15 protein-coding genes are annotated in these 15,759 nt (G+C 53.4%); 1 reads left to right on the top strand and 14 read right to left on the bottom strand.

Annotation, left to right across the window (positions count from 1 at the left end; genetic code table 11):
• Positions 1–228: 228 nt before the first annotated feature.
• From lipA to ACJJIP_RS03225, 13 genes are all read right to left on the bottom strand, one after another.
• A complete protein-coding gene (lipA, locus tag ACJJIP_RS03285; protein ID WP_020412466.1) occupies positions 229–1,212 on the bottom strand; it encodes a lipoyl synthase in 984 nt (327 codons plus the stop codon).
• On the bottom strand, positions 1,205–1,909 hold the full coding sequence (gene lipB, locus ACJJIP_RS03280) for a lipoyl(octanoyl) transferase LipB (protein ID WP_353375976.1): 705 nt from the start codon (positions 1,907–1,909) through the stop codon (positions 1,205–1,207). The genes lipA and lipB overlap by 8 nt, the downstream gene beginning before the upstream one ends.
• The gene (locus tag ACJJIP_RS03275; RefSeq protein WP_444946216.1) at positions 1,909–2,190 is read right to left on the bottom strand and encodes an HP0495 family protein; all 282 of its coding nucleotides are present in this window, start codon (positions 2,188–2,190) and stop codon (positions 1,909–1,911) included. The genes lipB and ACJJIP_RS03275 overlap by 1 nt, the downstream gene beginning before the upstream one ends.
• Positions 2,191–2,367: 177 nt before the next feature.
• A complete protein-coding gene (locus ACJJIP_RS03270; RefSeq protein ID WP_020412463.1) occupies positions 2,368–3,513 on the bottom strand; it encodes a D-alanyl-D-alanine carboxypeptidase family protein in 1,146 nt (381 codons plus the stop codon).
• 248 nt (positions 3,514–3,761) lie between these two features.
• Positions 3,762–4,628 carry a septal ring lytic transglycosylase RlpA family protein gene (locus ACJJIP_RS03265; RefSeq protein ID WP_444946215.1) on the bottom strand — a complete coding sequence of 289 codons (867 nt, stop codon included), beginning with the start codon at positions 4,626–4,628 and terminating at the stop codon, positions 3,762–3,764.
• Positions 4,629–4,780: 152 nt separating this feature from the next.
• On the bottom strand, positions 4,781–5,791 hold the full coding sequence (gene mltB, locus ACJJIP_RS03260; RefSeq protein WP_020412461.1) for a lytic murein transglycosylase B: 1,011 nt from the start codon (positions 5,789–5,791) through the stop codon (positions 4,781–4,783).
• Positions 5,792–5,835: 44 nt separating this feature from the next.
• The gene (rodA, locus tag ACJJIP_RS03255; protein WP_020412460.1) at positions 5,836–6,981 is read right to left on the bottom strand and encodes a rod shape-determining protein RodA; all 1,146 of its coding nucleotides are present in this window, start codon (positions 6,979–6,981) and stop codon (positions 5,836–5,838) included.
• A complete protein-coding gene (mrdA, locus tag ACJJIP_RS03250) occupies positions 6,974–8,866 on the bottom strand; it encodes a penicillin-binding protein 2 (protein ID WP_026304987.1) in 1,893 nt (630 codons plus the stop codon). The genes rodA and mrdA overlap by 8 nt, the downstream gene beginning before the upstream one ends.
• A gap of 121 nt (positions 8,867–8,987) precedes the next feature.
• Positions 8,988–9,464 carry a 23S rRNA (pseudouridine(1915)-N(3))-methyltransferase RlmH gene (rlmH, locus tag ACJJIP_RS03245; protein WP_444946214.1) on the bottom strand — a complete coding sequence of 159 codons (477 nt, stop codon included), beginning with the start codon at positions 9,462–9,464 and terminating at the stop codon, positions 8,988–8,990.
• Between the two features lie 5 nt (positions 9,465–9,469).
• A complete protein-coding gene (gene rsfS, locus ACJJIP_RS03240; protein ID WP_020412457.1) occupies positions 9,470–9,847 on the bottom strand; it encodes a ribosome silencing factor in 378 nt (125 codons plus the stop codon).
• A complete protein-coding gene (gene nadD, locus ACJJIP_RS03235; RefSeq protein ID WP_444946213.1) occupies positions 9,847–10,533 on the bottom strand; it encodes a nicotinate-nucleotide adenylyltransferase in 687 nt (228 codons plus the stop codon). Before nadD ends, rsfS begins: the two co-directional genes overlap by 1 nt.
• Positions 10,534–10,570: 37 nt before the next feature.
• Positions 10,571–11,854, bottom strand: a complete 1,284-nt coding sequence (locus ACJJIP_RS03230; protein ID WP_444946212.1) for a glutamate-5-semialdehyde dehydrogenase — start codon at positions 11,852–11,854, stop codon at positions 10,571–10,573.
• Between the two features lie 102 nt (positions 11,855–11,956).
• The gene (locus ACJJIP_RS03225; RefSeq protein ID WP_245556667.1) at positions 11,957–12,544 is read right to left on the bottom strand and encodes an LON peptidase substrate-binding domain-containing protein; all 588 of its coding nucleotides are present in this window, start codon (positions 12,542–12,544) and stop codon (positions 11,957–11,959) included.
• 182 nt (positions 12,545–12,726) lie between these two features.
• Between ACJJIP_RS03225 and ACJJIP_RS03220 the strand changes: the two genes are divergently transcribed.
• The gene (locus tag ACJJIP_RS03220; RefSeq protein ID WP_020412453.1) at positions 12,727–13,008 is read left to right on the top strand and encodes a peptidylprolyl isomerase; all 282 of its coding nucleotides are present in this window, start codon (positions 12,727–12,729) and stop codon (positions 13,006–13,008) included.
• A 74-nt stretch (positions 13,009–13,082) separates the two neighbouring features.
• Here the strand turns inward: ACJJIP_RS03220 and ACJJIP_RS03215 are convergent, their stop codons facing one another.
• Positions 13,083–15,662 carry an efflux RND transporter permease subunit gene (locus tag ACJJIP_RS03215; protein WP_020412452.1) on the bottom strand — a complete coding sequence of 860 codons (2,580 nt, stop codon included), beginning with the start codon at positions 15,660–15,662 and terminating at the stop codon, positions 13,083–13,085.
• Positions 15,663–15,759 lie beyond the last annotated feature (97 nt).

The following is a 15,759-nucleotide window of genomic DNA, read 5'->3' as shown; positions in this document are numbered from 1 at the left end:
TATTGTTACCCCAAATAAAACGCCCATTGATATAGCTTATAAAACCTTAGAAAACGAAGAGGCGAAAAAACAGAAGAAAGCATGTGAAGGAGTGAACTACAAACTCTAACAGTTTACAGATGCTGTCCGGAATTTTAAGTAAGAAAAGAAGAGAAACAGCTTTAGAGGTATTCAGTCAAAAGATTTACCAGGGGCAAATGAAAAATTTTCACTTGCCCCTGGTCTGCACTAGCCTACCTTCTCCCCGTGTGCCTGCTTATCCGCATGGTAAGAAGAGCGCACCAACGGGCCACAAGCTGCGTGCTTGAAACCGATTTGTTCTGCATAGCGGCGATATTCTTCAAACTCATCCGGGTGGACATAGCGCTGTACAGGCAAGTGCTCCTTGCTCGGCTGTAAATACTGGCCGATGGTGAGCATATCGATATCGTGCTCACGCATATCATCCATTACCTGGAAGATTTCTTCCTTTTCCTCACCCAGGCCCACCATCAAACCAGACTTGGTTAGTACATCCGGGCGGCGTTTTTTATATTCCTGTAGCAACTTCAGGGACCATTTGTAATTAGCTCCAGGACGGGATTCCCGATATAAACGGGGCACAGTCTCCAGGTTGTGGTTAAATACGTCCGGTGCCTCCTTCTCTAGAATATCCAGCGCAACATCCATGCGGCCACGAAAATCCGGAGTCAGGATTTCCACCTGCAGATCTGGTGACAGCTGGCGAGATTCACGGATGCATTCCGCAAAATGCTCAGCACCGCCATCGCGCAAATCATCACGATCCACCGAGGTGATCACTACATAGCGCAGGCTCATGGCGGCAATGGCTTCAGCCAGATTTTTGGGTTCTTCCGGATCGAGGGGATTGGGTTTACCGTGGCCCACATCGCAGAATGGGCAGCGGCGCGTACAAATCTCCCCCATGATCATAAAGGTCGCTGTACCACCACTGAAGCACTCCCCAAGATTTGGGCAGCTTGCCTCTTCACACACTGTGGAGAGCTTTTGCGAGCGCAATATGTTCTTGATACGGTCCACCTCTTTGGAGGCTGGGACTTTTACACGAATCCAATCCGGCTTACGCAAAACGGTATCACTGGCAATTACCTTGACTGGGATACGCTCGACCTTATCACCGTCGCGTAATTTTTCCCCCTGCTGGAGGCGGCGGGTGCGCTTTACCGGCACCAGATCGGGTTTTTCAGCCATTACTTAATTCCTGCTGTTCCGCGCTCAGTTGCGCCAAAGTGTGTTCGTCTAGTGGCTGCCACTCTGCTGAAGGCAGCTCGAGCGTGCGCAACAATTCGCACACAAAAATTTCTGCCACTTGCTTCCAAGTAGGTGTCTCTTGCAGTAACTCGGCCATTTGCACCATTTCCATACCTGCGTATCCACAAGGATTAATCCGGTGGAAGGGGGCCAAGTCCATATCGATGTTGATGGCAATACCGTGGAAGCTGCAACCACGGCGTACTCGCAGCCCAATGGAAGCAATCTTGCTACCACTGCGGGGGCCGCCCTCAGTCAAATACACTCCGGGAGCATCAGCGCGGGGGGCGGCAGCAATGCCAAAGGCCTTAAGCATCGCGACAGTGGCGCTCTCCAGTGCCGTCACAAGGTCACGTACGCCAATTTTGGCCCGACGCAAATCCAGAAGTGGATAAACTACCAATTGCCCAGGGCCGTGATAGGTAACCTGCCCACCACGATCCACCTGAACTACCGGGATATCCCCAGTATTCAGCAGGTGTTCGGCTTTGCCGGCCTGTCCTTGGGTGAATACAGGCTCGTGCTCCACACACCATATCTCATCAGAGCTATTTTCATCGCGGAGGTCAGTGTAGCGAGACATCGCGCGCCAGACGGTCTCGTAATCTCGCTTGGCGAGGTTGCGCACAACGGTCATCAAAGCACCATATGCACCGCTGGGTGCTCTTTCAACTCTTCAAACAGAGCTTTGAGCTGATCTTCACCGGTAGCGAGGATAAAGAATGTCATTGCGGTGAATTTACCGGTGCTACTGTCGCGCAGGGTAATTCGATCTTCATCCAGCCCGGGGGCATGGCGACGCATCACTTCCAGTACAAACTCGTGCGCTTGGTCATTGGCATCCCGCACCACTTTGACCATATAGTCTTCGCAGGGAAACTCAATTTTCGGGGGTTGCTGATTGGGGTCTTGGCTCATACCACTCTCCGAGGTCCGGCTGTCAGGTATTAAGAAGAAGCTTAGGCACAGCCGGGCGACGATTATACAGCGAGCAGTGTGCAGTGGACAGGGAGTGGCAGGGGGAAGTAGGCAGAGAGTTCGGGGAGCTGGCCAGGGGTGGCTAACAGCCACCCCTATCTCATAAGCTTGGTGAAGTTAGTTAAAGAAGCTGATCACGAAGCGCTTGATGGAATCCCACATCCGCTTAAAGAAACCGGCGCGCTCCACATCCTCCGCCGCTACGGCTTTCACATCGGCAACTGTCTGGCCATCCAGAGTCACAACAACTTTGCCCACTGGTTGGCCTTTCTTAATCGGAGCCTCCAGCTCACCATCAACAATCAGATCAGCTTTAATACCCTCTTCACCACCGCGGGGGATAGTGACAAAGATATCCTTCTCCACTGCGATACCAACGTTGGGCTCCTTGCCACCCCACACTCGCTCGGTTTGCAGGACTTCACCCTGGCCGTACACCTTGTGGGTCTGGTAATAACGAAAACCGTAAGCTAGCAGCTTCTGAGTCTCCGAAGCCCGCTTCTCGTCACTGTCAGTACCCACCACGATTGCAATCAAGCGCATACCACGCTTCATCGCAGAGGCCACCAGGCAGTAACCGGCCTCTTCAGTGTGACCGGTCTTGATGCCATCTACCGCAGAGTCACGCCACAACAGGCGATTGCGATTGGGCTGGTTGATACCGGAATAGCTGAAATACTTTTCAGAGTAGATATCGTAGTGCTCAGGGTGATTGGCGATCAGCGCGCGGGCCAGGATGCCCAGATCACGGGCAGTAGTCATATGCCCTTCAGCGGGCCAGCCAGTGGCATTAACAAAATTGGTATTTTCCATACCCAGAAGTTCTGCCTGCTGGTTCATTACCTCAGCAAACACTTCTTCACTACCAGAGACATGCTCCGCCAGGGCAATACTGGCGTCGTTTCCGGATTGAATAATAACTCCGCGCATCAGGTCCATAACTGGAACCTGGTCGCCAACCTTGACGAACATCTTCGAGCCGCCCTTCCGCCAGGCCTTCTCGGAGATACGCACTTTGTCATCTTCTTTGATACTGCCTTTGAGCATCTCTTCCGAGACAATGTAGGCCGTCATCATTTTGGTAAGACTAGCGGGGGGCACCTCTTTATCCGCTTCGTGCTCTACCAACACCTGGCCGGTATTGGCATCCACAAGTAGGTATGAGGTGGCCGCCAGCTGGGGCGGAGCCGGAATGAGTGATTGCGCCTGGGCCAGGCCCGCACAAAGCAACAGGAAAGAGCAGGCGATAATCCGTGTGATCATAGGTGAGAGTCTCGTTAATCCTCGTGTTCGTAGGCTGGCTGTTAACCCAATATTCATTTTAAAAGATTAATACACGACCATGGTCTGTCACCAAATGCCGTCAGCCAGGAATGTTGACAAAATACAAGAAAATTCGCGCCATTGCGCAGTATTTTGTAAACGGCTATTCAACTGACCGTCACCTATAGTAGCGGTCGCTGACTGCCAGAGCCTAGTGCAGGGCTCGTTGAAACATCAGACTTGGCTATTTATTCATATACCACCTGGGGATCACCCAACTGGTTCTTCTGCACGGTTTCCCGAGCGGTAGCCAGAGCCCTCTGCTGAGAAATTGGCCCAATACGCACCCGATAAAATGTCTTGCCACTACGCGTTACAGGACTGACAGAAACAGGATAGTCAATTGAAGCCGTCAGCTGTGCACGGATCTTCTCCGCCTGGCTGGCATTACGGTATGCACCAACCTGAAGAAAGGTATTTTCCGGTAACTGAATCGTCGTATCCTGCGGCAGGCTACGTGTAACGTCACCGGCCAGTATAGTTTCAGTCACAGGAGGCAGAGAGGCCGGGTCCAGCGCTTCTACCTCAACCCGTGCAATCCCCTTATCCACATACCCCAACTTCTGAGCGGCAGTATAACTTAGGTCGATAATACGCCCATGCACAAAGGGGCCACGATCATTTACGCGCACAATAATACTGCGGCCATTATCCAGGTTGGTTACCTTGGCATAACTGGGTAGTGGCAAAGTTTTGTGCGCCGCGGACATGGCGTACATGTTGTAGATTTCCCCATTGGCAGTACGGCGGCCATGGAACTTGGTGCCATACCAGGAGGCTTGGCCCCTCTCCTTATAACCTTTGACCGCATTGCGCACATGGTAAGTAACGCCCCTTACTTTGTAGGGAGATTTGTTTCCGGCTGGGCCAATGGGCTCGCGTACAGGAGTTGGCTCAGGTGTAGCCAGCATATCCACCGGGGCTGCTGGACCGCTATCCTCAACGCTGTCGAAATCTGAATCGGCTTGCTTACCCGGCTGGGTTTGCGGCCCCCCACAGGCCATCAAGAATAAAGCGGCGAGGAGGACCCCACGCCGCAAACTGCACTGAAACATAATCCCCCCGGCGCGCGGCAACCACTAGTTGCCGTCTCCAAGCCGCTATTATCTGAAACTACTTAATAAAATAGAAAGTTTTTGATTACAGGTGGCGCCATTGGTTCCACGATACTGGCAGTTTTTGCCGGTATGCGGCTATTAAGCTCTGCCTAGGATTTCCCTCCACGCGCTTTGACGATTTCCTGAGCCAATTCATTTACCGCCATAGCGTAGAGGCGGCTGCGGTTATAAGTGGTAATGGTGGAAAAATTATTGAGCCCCAACCAGTACTGCTTGCCCTGCTCTGTCTGCAGGGAGAAGACAATTGCCGGCATTTCCGGAGCAACCTGACTCGTCGCGTTGAAGCCTTTTTCTGCCAGCTCTCCCACAGTCCACTCTGGCAACAGGGTGTCATTGACGATTGTCATATCCGCATTGGGGCGCGGGCTCGCCAGCACGGTAACCGGCTCACCGGGTTTCCAGCCATGTTTGGCTAGATAGTTAGCCACACTACCAATAGCGTCAGTAGTGTTATTCCAGATATCCACCTTGCCGTCATTGCTGAAGTCCACGGCATAGGCACGGTAGCTCGAAGGCATAAATTGCCCGTACCCCATTGCACCAGCATAGGAGCCCCTAAGTGCAAGGGGGTCCATTTCCTGATCCCGGGTCAGAAGCAGGTAATTTTCCAGCTCTTTGGTAAAAAACTGTGAGCGGCGTGGGTAATTGAAAGCCAGTGTAGAAAGCGCATCCAGCACCCGGTAGCCTCCCATATTGCCACCGTAGCGGGTTTCGATACCGATGATGGCAACGATCATTTCAGCCGGCACACCGTATTTGTTCTCGGCTTCAGCCAGGGCTTCCTTGTTCTTATCCCAGAAATCAACACCACCGGCGATGCTCTGTGGGGTCAGAAATAGCTTGCGGTATTCATACCAGGGCTTGGCTTTTTCAGCCGGGCGCCTGATTGCCTTGAGTATCGAGTCTTTGCGCTTGGCCTCACGCATTAATTCCTGCAGCTCTTTGCGGTCAAATTGGTGCTCTTCCACCATGTACTCTACGAATTTCTGTGCATCCGCATTGTCACCATGACCGGGCTCCTGTGCGCAGGCGGCCAGGGCCAGCCCCATCCCAACCAATAGTCCCGAGGTCCACTTCAAAACGACCGCTCCTGTCTTCATCTCGCGTCTCTACACATCCAGTTATTAATGGTCAGCGCAAACTTTCAAAAATGCACTCTGCGCCGTTCTGTCCCTACAGCCATGAGGATACCGAATCCTGCCATCAAGGTAATCAGTGAGGTTCCCCCGTAGCTGATAATTGGCAAGGGTACCCCCACCACTGGCAGTAATCCTGTAACCATACCAATGTTTACAAACACATAGACAAAAAAAGTGAGCGTTATACTCCCCGCCAATAGGCGACCAAATAGGTGTTGCGCCATAAAGCTGATATAAATGCCACGCGCTATAACCAGGACGTAGAGTAATAGCAGCAACAATACACCGCGCATACCCCACTCCTCCGCCAGTACCGCAATAATAAAGTCGGTGTGGCTTTCCGGCAGGAAGTCCAACTGAGATTGAGTTCCCTGTAAATAACCTTTGCCATAGACGCCACCCGAACCAATAGCAGCTTTGGAATTAAAAATATTCCACCCTGCGCCAAAGCGGTCATCATGGGGGTTGAGCAGAGTTAGGATTCGCTGGCGCTGATAGTCACGGAGGCCCCACTGCCAGATCGGCCAAGCCGAAACCAGAACACCCAAGCCCGCAGCACCAATCATTTTCCAGCTCAAACCAGCGAGATAAAGTGCAAACAGGCCTGAGGCCGCAATCAAAATTGAAGTGCCCAAATCCGGCTGGCGCACAATCAGCGCAGCCGGCACTGCCACAATGGCCAAGGCTCCAAAAACAGTCATCAAAGATGGTGGTTGCGCACGCTGGTGCAAGAATGCAGCCACCATCATCGGCACCCCCAACTTCATAATTTCTGATGGCTGGAAGCGGAAGCCGGCAATTTCCAGCCAGCGCTGCGCACCCTTCGCACCAGTGCCAAATAGCAGCACCCCGACTAGCAAGGCACAGCCCCCTAAATAAGCCCATGGCGACCAACGCCGGTAAAAATCCAAGGGTATCTGGGCAACAATAAACATGCCCACAAATGCCAGACACATAAAAATAGACTGGCGCCGCACATAGTTTATATCTCCACCGGAAGCACTAAAAAGCACTCCCAGGCCAACCGAAGCCAACACCAATAGCAGCACTAACAAGGGCACATCAATATGCAGGCGACGAGCCAGGCTTACCGGCTTCCTGAGGCTGCCATGTGCATCGGACAGCCGGTGGGAAAAATCACGGCTAGCCATTATCCGCCCCCTCAGAAAAACTTACATCTGCGGTCGTATTGACTGCTGATTCGGTTCGCGGCACCCACTCAGCAAATAATTCCCTAGCCACCGGCGCAGCCACCCCACCACCGGCTTCACCGTTCTCTACCAATACCGCAACAGCGATACGTGGCTTTTCCACCGGCGCAAAGGCCACAAACAGCGCGTGGTCGCGATGACGCTCCTGTAGCGCCTCAGAGTCATAGCGAGCTCCCTGGGCGATACCCACCACCTGGGCAGTACCTGATTTACCAGCGACACGAAAATCCAGATCTTTGCCAGCTCGCTTACCTGTGCCATAGCTTCGATTAACTACAGCATCCATCCCCTCAAATACCAGATCCCAATTATCCGGATGAGCTTCCAGGTTGTGCAGTATTTCCGGAGGCTGTTCGGCCCCATTAATGGTTTTCACTATCTGGGGACGATAGTGAGTACCGCGATTCGCTAAAGTAGCGGTCATAACTGCCAACTGTAGCGGAGTGGCCAGTACAAATCCCTGTCCCAGCACCGCGTTGAGACTATCCCCCGGGAACCAGGGCATGCCTCGCGCACCGCGCTTCCAGTCCCGAGAGGGAAAAAGGCCAGAACGCTCCATCGGCAGGTCAATACCGGTTTTGGAGCCCAGGCCAAAGTGGGTTGCAATGTCGTGCATGCCGTCGATATCCCAGCGGTGTGCCATATCCCAGAAGTAAACGTCACAGCTCTGTGCCATCGCCTGGATCAGGTCCACCTTTTCACCATGCCCCCAGCGGACATGATCCCGATATATACGAGGATCATTCGGCAGTTTATAGAAACCCGGGTCCTTGATTTTGGTCTCGCGAGTGATAAGTCCCGCCTCAAGCCCTCCAAGCCCCATTAATGGCTTCAGGGTTGAGCCGGGCGGATATTGTCCTTGCACTGCGCGATTAAAGAGCGGCACATCAAGTGAGTCGCTGAGGGCCCGATAATCGGCAAAGCTAATTCCGGTTACAAACAGATTTGGGTCGAAGGAGGGCTTGCTGACAAATGCCAAAACACCACCGGTGTTAACATCGATCGCCACTACAGCCCCACGGCGATCTCCCAGTGCATCGGAAGCCACCTGTTGCAGGTGCGCATCCAGATGCAGGGTCAAGTCGGCGCCGGGCTTGGGATCCTGGCGTTCCAATACGCGCAATACCCTTCCCCGCGCATTGATCTCCACATTTTCATAACCCACCTCACCGAGCAGGGTTTTCTCGTAAGAGCGCTCCAGTCCCACTTTGCCGATACTATTGGTACCGCGATAGAGACGCACGTCTTCTTCAGTGAAGTTACTCAGGTCGCGATCGCTAATGCGACCTACATAACCAACACTATGGGCAAACAAATCCCCCAGCGCGTAATAGCGCACCAATTCGGCCTGCACTGAAACGCCGGGCATACGAAACTGATTAACGCTTATCCGTGCGATTTCCTCTTCGCTCAAACGAAAGCGGAGAGGCACCGGCTCAAACGGCCGACGGCGCTTCATGCGCTTGCGGAATTTAGACACATCGCTATCTTCGAGGCGAATTAAATGACCGATTAATTCAAGGGTTGCGTCCAGATCCTGCACTCGTTCACGGACAATAGAAAGATTGAAACTGGCCCTGTTGTCAGCCAGTAATATTCCATTGCGGTCGTAAACCAGCCCCCGTGTGGGAGCCACCGGGCGCACCTGAATACGGTTCTCATCGGACTGGGTGCGGTAATCGTCGTAATTAACAACTTGCAGGTTATAGAAACGAGCTACCAGAACAGCCAGTAAGGCGATCACACCGACAATAGCCACCAACATACGGTTGCGAAATAACCGCTGCTCCGTGTGTGGGTCCTTAAGGTGATGGTCGTGAGGCATTAGAATTTATTTGAATGAATTTGACTGGCGCGCGAAAAGTCTAATCGCCTACATTACCACAGGGAATGTACGGAGAGAGAACTCGAATTGGCAAATCTCTCCGCCATTCATCGCAAACACTTTACTTGTGGTAAGGGTGCCCCGCCAAAAGTGTCCAGGCCCTATAAACCTGCTCTGCCAAAACCACTCTAACCAGAGGGTGTGGCAATGTCAGTGGTGACAGGGACCAGCGCTGATGTGCATTTGCCAAGCACTCCTGGGAGAGGCCATCGGGACCACCGATCAGCAGGCTGACATTTTCTCCCAGCAGTTGCCAGTCGCGCAGCTGACCAGAAAGCTGCTCGGTACTCCAGGGTTTGCCCTTCACATCCAGTGCCACTACATGATCGCGCGGACCGAGGGCTGCAAGCATTGCCTCCCCCTCTTTTTTCCGCGCCTTTTCGATCAACGCTGCAGAACTTTTCTGGCCGCGTTGCCCAAGAGGAATTTCCACCATTTCCAAGGATATTTCGCGGGGCAAACGCTTGGCGTATTCGGCATATCCCTCCTGAACCCAGCCGGGCATTTTCCCCCCGACGGCAAGAATTCGGATCTTCACCCCACTTAGTCCTTGTGAGGGTCACTGCCATCGGCATCATCACGGGTATTCGGTGTCATCGACCAGAGCTTTTCCAGGTCGTAGAAATTACGCACATCAGCCAACATGACATGTACGACTAGATCGCCATAGTCCACCAAAACCCACTCGCCCTGCTCTTTGCCCTCAACACCAATCGGGCGCACACCTTCCAGCTTAAGTTCATCCACCACATTCTCTGCCAGGGACTTCACCTGACGGCTGGAGGTACCTGTACAGATCACGAGGTTGTCCATTACATCGGAGAGTTCAGATACGTCCAGCGCAACAATGTCTTTGCCTTTCAGATCTTCCAGAGCCTTGAGCGCGATATCTTTAATATTTGTCATAACACCTTGATTCATTACTGGTCACCAATGGCAACCGCTTTTGTATAGAGTTGATGGTCTTCAATGTATTGCAATACGGTGGCCGGCAACAAAAATCGCGGCGACCGACCACTATTCAATAACTGGCGAATTTCAGTCGCCGAGATAGGCAACATGGTCTGCTCGCGCAATACCAAGCTTCCATATGCCTGCTCGTGCAAATCTTTTGCTGCCCCTTGATGGCTCTGTAGCAAGTCCATCAGTTCTGGATTGCCCCCCGCATCACCGCTTTCTGGAAGATGCCAGCCGGGGCGGGTCACTACCACCAGGTGTGCAAGCTCCAATAGCCTCTGCCAGCGGTTCCACCTATGCAGGGTCAACAGGGAATCAGAGCCCATACAAAAACTGATGGATACGTCCGAACCCAGTTCTTTGCGCAGCTCCTCCAGGGTATCCACCGTATAGGTATCACCGCCACGATTTAGCTCCCTCTCGTCCAGCTGCAGCTCATCACAGCCCTGCAGGGCCAAAGCCAACATGTCGCTGCGCTGGCGCGAGGAAACCCCGGGACTTTGGCGATGGCGTGGCTGGTGGCTGGGAAGCAGGCGCATTTCATCGAAATCCAGGGCCTGGCGCAGTTCCAGCGCCATGCGCAGGTGGCCAAAGTGCACCGGATCAAAAGTGCCGCCGAACAGGGCTATCGTATGCCGCTTAGTCGCCAAAATTACCTCGTTACTGGCTCATGAATGAGGGCCGGAATTAACGGCGAATGTGCCCATCCCCAAACACAATCCACTTCTGAGAAGTGAGCCCCTCCAGCCCCACCGGGCCTCGGGCGTGGATTTTATCAGTACTGATGCCGATTTCCGCCCCCAGTCCATATTCAAATCCATCGGCAAAGCGTGTTGATGCATTGATGATCACCGAGCTGGCATCGACTTCCGCCAGAAAGCGACGACTGCGCGTGTAATTTTCAGTAACAATCGCCTCAGTGTGTCCTGAGCCGTAGCGGGCGATATGGTCCATCGCAGCATCCATATCTGCCACCACCCGAATGGACAGTACCGGGGCCAGGTATTCTTCACTCCAATCACTTTCTTTGGCCTCTGCGCACTGGGGCAGTATCTCGCAGGTACGGGCACAGCCACACAATTCCACACCTTTAAGCTCATAGGCTTCTGCCAAACGCGGCAGCATTCGCTCTGCAATCCCCTCCGCCACCAGTAGGGTTTCCATGGCGTTGCACACGCCATAGCGATGGGTTTTGGCATTCAGGGCAATCTCAAACGCCTTCTGTTCATCGGCCAAGTCGTCGATATAAACGTGACAAACACCGTGCAGGTGTTTGATCACCGGTACTCTGGCCTCACGGCTGACCCGCTCAATCAGGCCAGTGCCACCTCGAGGAACGATTACATCCACATAATCTGGCATGGAGATCAGGGCACCAACTGCCTCGCGGTCACTGGTGCCCACCACTTGCACCGCCGTTTCCGGCAATCCCACTTCCCGGAGCCCCTGGGTAATACAGGCCGCGATCGCCTGATTCGAGTGCAATGCCTCACTGCCACCACGCAAAATAGTGGCGTTACCGGATTTCAGGCATAAACTCGCCGCATCAATCGTCACATTAGGGCGGGATTCATAAATAATCCCCACCACTCCCAGGGGTACACGCATCTTGCCCACCTGGATACCACTGGGGCGATAACATAAGTCCTCAACTTCTCCCACTGGGTCAGGCAGGTCCGCAACCTGCAACAACCCCTCGATCATTGCGTCGATGCGCTCATCATTGAGTTCCAGCCGATCGAGCAGCGCCGCATCCAGACCGCGTTCACGACCCGCCTGCATATCCTGAGCATTGGCCTCAGCCAGTTGAATCCGTTGAGCTTCCAATTCTGCGGCAATTGCCCGTAGAGCGCGGTTCTTACTATTGGTATCGGCTCTCGCCATTAGTCTTGAGGCAGAGCGAGCGGCGCGGCCCATCTGTTCGAGTTTGACGCGGGTGGATTGCTGATCAGTGGTATTGGTGGCGGTCACTTGGCGCTCCGTGCGAAATCCGGTCGGCCGCGCAGTATACCCCAGTGGCTATGGGTTGAAACGGCATAAATATAGGATGCCAACGGAAAACAGGTCGCATTCTTACTCCCTCGCCCAGCGGTCCAGGTTCTCGGCGATACTAGCGAGACGCATCAAGGGGTCCTCAACGGCCAACAACTCTACTCGCGCCTTATCCTCTAGGGGAAGCAACTGGGCGAGCTGCCAGGAGAGGGCATCTGCAGAGTCGACACTATCGAACTTGAGTGACAACATCTCAGCGCGATCCTTCAGCTCATCAAGCACCGATAGCAAGCCATCGCAGTCTGCGGGAATGGGTTTGGGCTCTTCGTTTGGCAACCATTCAACCTCCCCGAACAATAAACCGTTATCAGCGCGCTCGGTGCTGGCAATGCGGAAGCGACGCCGACCAACCACCTGTACATTTAATAATCCCCCCTCTCCCTGGCTCCAGTCGACAATGTGTACATAGACACCGAGCGGCCATACGGAGGCGTGTCCTACCTCCCCTCCGGAGCGGATCAATACAACGCCGAAGCCGCTATCACTTTTCAGTGACTCGCTGACAAGATGTAGGTAACGCTGTTCAAAGATACGCAATGGCAGGGTGACCCCCGGATACAGGGCCATACTCAGGGGAAAAAGGGGAATCTTTTGCAATGCTGTTCTCACCAGTTAGCTCATTTTGTAAAGATACCACCCACAGTACTACTCCTAGATAAATAGGAAGGGCGTTTTAGCGCCAATCCGCAGAACTGCGACAGAGTTTCCGCTTTATCCAAGTAATTGCCGGTGGCATGCTCGCCCTACACCCATTAAGCTGCTGCGGTTTATCAACCGAATGGAGACTATTGATGCCCAAAGCAACAGCCCGCCATATTCTGGTAGAGAGCGAAGGCAAGTGCCTGGAACTGAAGCAACAAATCGAGAATGGTGCAGATTTCGGCAAAATCGCCGAACAGCACTCCCAGTGCCCATCAGGCCGTTCCGGTGGGGACCTGGGCGAATTCAGCAAAGGCATGATGGTGCCCGAATTTGACAAGGTCGTATTCTCCGAGGAGCTCCACAAGGTGCACGGCCCGGTGAAAACCCAGTTCGGTTACCACCTGCTGGAAATTACCAGCCGCCAGGATTAATTGCTTGCGAATTAATCTACAAATAAAAAGCCGGGCAACAGCCCGGCTTTTTATTTGTAGAGAGGGGAATTCCCTCAAGCCTTGGCTGCGCCCTCAGGAATGTCCACTTCTCCCTTGTCCACTGAAGAGCCAGCACCCAGCGGCTTAAATATCACCAGCAACAACGGCAGCAGAGTGAGTGATCCAAGCAATGCTGCAGACATCGCCAGTGCGGTCAGTAAGCCAAAGTAAATTGAAGGCACAAACTTGGACAGCGCAAGAATTGAGAAGCCGGCAATAATCGTAATTGCCGTATAGAACATCGCGCGGCCAATAGTCGCATGGCTGCGATGCATGGTCTCCAGGTAATTGCCGTCTTTGGCGAATTCCGCACGGAATCGGTACAGGTAGTGAATCGCATGATCCACACCGATACCCACAGTAATCGCGGCGATGGTGATAGTCATCATATCCAGTGGAATACCGGCGAGACCCATACCACCTAATACCACACAAGCAGCGAGCATATTAGGCACCAGCGCAATAATAGCGATCGACAGGGAGCGGAATAACACCAGGAACATCAGCAGGATGCCCACAAATACCGCACCCAGCGTCAGGATCTGGGACTTAAACAGGCTCTGCAGCATATTGTTATACAGCACCAGCAAGCCGGTCTGGTGGATATTTTCCGGCGCTATGCCCATTTCATTGTGGGCGTAGTTGTAGATACGCTCGATCAATTCGCTACGGCGCAAATTCGGATCGGTTTCCATCACCCGCAAAGTGATACGCGCCTGGTTGTTCTCAACAGAGAGATAGGGATTAACCAGCACGCTACTGATTTCAGGCGGCAGGCTGGTGTTGGCTACTGCCAACTCAAAGTCATTGAGCTGACCGCCTTTTAAATCGCGAGCCACCTTAAACAGGGTCGCCAGGGACTGGACCTTGCCAATTTCCGGCTGCTGCTCCAGGTAATCGTGTAACTGTTCCAATTTGGTGAGGCCGGCCACAGTAAACCAGTAACTCTGCTCCTGGGACTCCTCTTCTCCACCGAAAGGATCATCAGAGGCGAAGGGATCTTCTTCAACCGCGAACGGGTCCTCCTCCGCCTCCATGGCAAAAGGATCCTCCTCACCTTCGAAGGCCGGTTCCGCTTCCTCCGGCTTGTCGAGGATAATATCCAGGGTCACAGTGCCACCCAGGCGGCGGTCAATCACCAACATGCCCTGGTAGATTTCAGTGGAGTCATCAAAGTAATCGATAAAGCGGTTTTCCACTTTCAGCTGGGAAATACCCACCACACTGACCACAGCTGCCAACAGGGAAACGCCCAGTACGATGAATTTATGGCGCTCAGCAAAGCTGGAGAAACGCAGGGTAAACGCGTGCGAATTATCCTGGCTCACCTTGCCCTGGCGCTTGGGCAGGATCATCAGGAAGCTGGGGATAATCAGGAATGACAACACCAGGGCCAGAGTTACACCCATGGTCATCATCCAGCCGAAATCAATCACCGGACGGATACCGCTCACCACCAACGACACAAAAGCAACGATCGTGGTCAGGGCAGTGTACAGACAGGGCTTGGCCATAAAGCGCACCGTCTGCAGCACCAATTCCTCGCGCCCCCATTGCGGATTCTGCGCAATATATTCGCGATAGCGCACTGCCAGGTGGATGGTGATCGCCAGGGTAATAATCAGCAGTAGCGCAACAAAATTGGCGGAGATCACCGTCATGCGCCAGTCGAGCCAGCTGAGCAGTCCCAAAATCATCACTGCTGTAGTGACACAGGTAAGTAGCGGCAACAGTACCCAGCGCGGCTGGCGGAAAATCAGTAATAAGGTAAGGATAATAAAGGCGAGGATACCCACACCAAAAACCACCAGATCACTCTTGATAAAGGTAATCATGTCTGAGGTGATCATGGTTACACCACCGAGGAACAGTTCCGCCTCGCCTTTATAACTGGCGAGAATCCCACGCACCTCATCAACCCGTGCCCGCGCTTCCAGCTCCTGGGCCGTTCGGTGTTCCAGATAAACTGCGCTTACCTCTTCCAGACGCTTAGCCTCTTCCGGGCTCAAACCCTCGCTATTGCGCTTGCGGCGCAGGGCGTCGCGCTCGCGCACCAATTCGATACCACGGCTGTCCAGTTTCAGGTTGGCAAGCAGCGCGGTCGTCTGGCCATCTGGACTTAGAATAAGCTCGCGGTAAATAGGACTGGAGAGGAACTCCTGCCGAGCCAGGTCCCTGTCAGTATCCGGATTGGACAGGGTGCGAATCTCGTCAGTGATATCGGTTAAAGACAGCTTGGGGCTGTACAACAAGGGCACATCGAGAATGGTTTGTACACTGGAAACGCCATCTACCCCGGCCAGCTCATCGCGCAGCTTGGCGAGAGTCTGCAGAGACTCGTCGCTGAACAGATCACCATCGTTGTAGCGGTACGTCACTACCAGGAAGTCGCCACTGGCGTAGCGCTCGGCAATCTCACGGAAATAGTCCAGGGATTTGTCCGCTTCCAGAGTTAGGGAGTCAGCGGAGGCATCGATCTTAAAGCGGGGCAGGCCCATAGCTGCCACAAGGGTGAGTAAGCCAACAACCATTAACACAGCCACAGGCCGTTTGGTCACCAGGTATTCGTAGCAGGTCTTGAAAGCTGACAGCATAAATTTCCGCTTATATCCAATAAATCAGTGGGCCGCGATGCGGCGCATATTTTGATCGCCCTGGCGGTGAATACGCAAATATAAAATTTGCAATATC

It is taken from the genome of Microbulbifer variabilis (assembly GCF_052467165.1).
The sequence above is the reverse complement of the archived record's forward strand: the minus strand, read 5'-3'. Positions and strand labels throughout refer to the sequence as shown.

Coding starts and splice junctions, on each gene's coding strand:
- ACJJIP_RS03220 (WP_020412453.1), top strand. CDS start 12,727: ATGCCCAAAGCAACAGCCCGCCATATTCTGGTAGAGAGCGAAGGCAAG.
- ACJJIP_RS03275 (WP_444946216.1), bottom strand. CDS start 2,190: ATGAGCCAAGACCCCAATCAGCAACCCCCGAAAATTGAGTTTCCCTGC.
- mltB (WP_020412461.1), bottom strand. CDS start 5,791: ATGAAGACAGGAGCGGTCGTTTTGAAGTGGACCTCGGGACTATTGGTT.
- rodA (WP_020412460.1), bottom strand. CDS start 6,981: ATGGCTAGCCGTGATTTTTCCCACCGGCTGTCCGATGCACATGGCAGC.
- ACJJIP_RS03265 (WP_444946215.1), bottom strand. CDS start 4,628: ATGTTTCAGTGCAGTTTGCGGCGTGGGGTCCTCCTCGCCGCTTTATTC.
- lipB (WP_353375976.1), bottom strand. CDS start 1,909: ATGACCGTTGTGCGCAACCTCGCCAAGCGAGATTACGAGACCGTCTGG.
- ACJJIP_RS03215 (WP_020412452.1), bottom strand. CDS start 15,662: ATGCTGTCAGCTTTCAAGACCTGCTACGAATACCTGGTGACCAAACGG.
- mrdA (WP_026304987.1), bottom strand. CDS start 8,866: ATGCCTCACGACCATCACCTTAAGGACCCACACACGGAGCAGCGGTTA.
- ACJJIP_RS03270 (WP_020412463.1), bottom strand. CDS start 3,513: ATGATCACACGGATTATCGCCTGCTCTTTCCTGTTGCTTTGTGCGGGC.
- rsfS (WP_020412457.1), bottom strand. CDS start 9,847: ATGAATCAAGGTGTTATGACAAATATTAAAGATATCGCGCTCAAGGCT.
- lipA (WP_020412466.1), bottom strand. CDS start 1,212: ATGGCTGAAAAACCCGATCTGGTGCCGGTAAAGCGCACCCGCCGCCTC.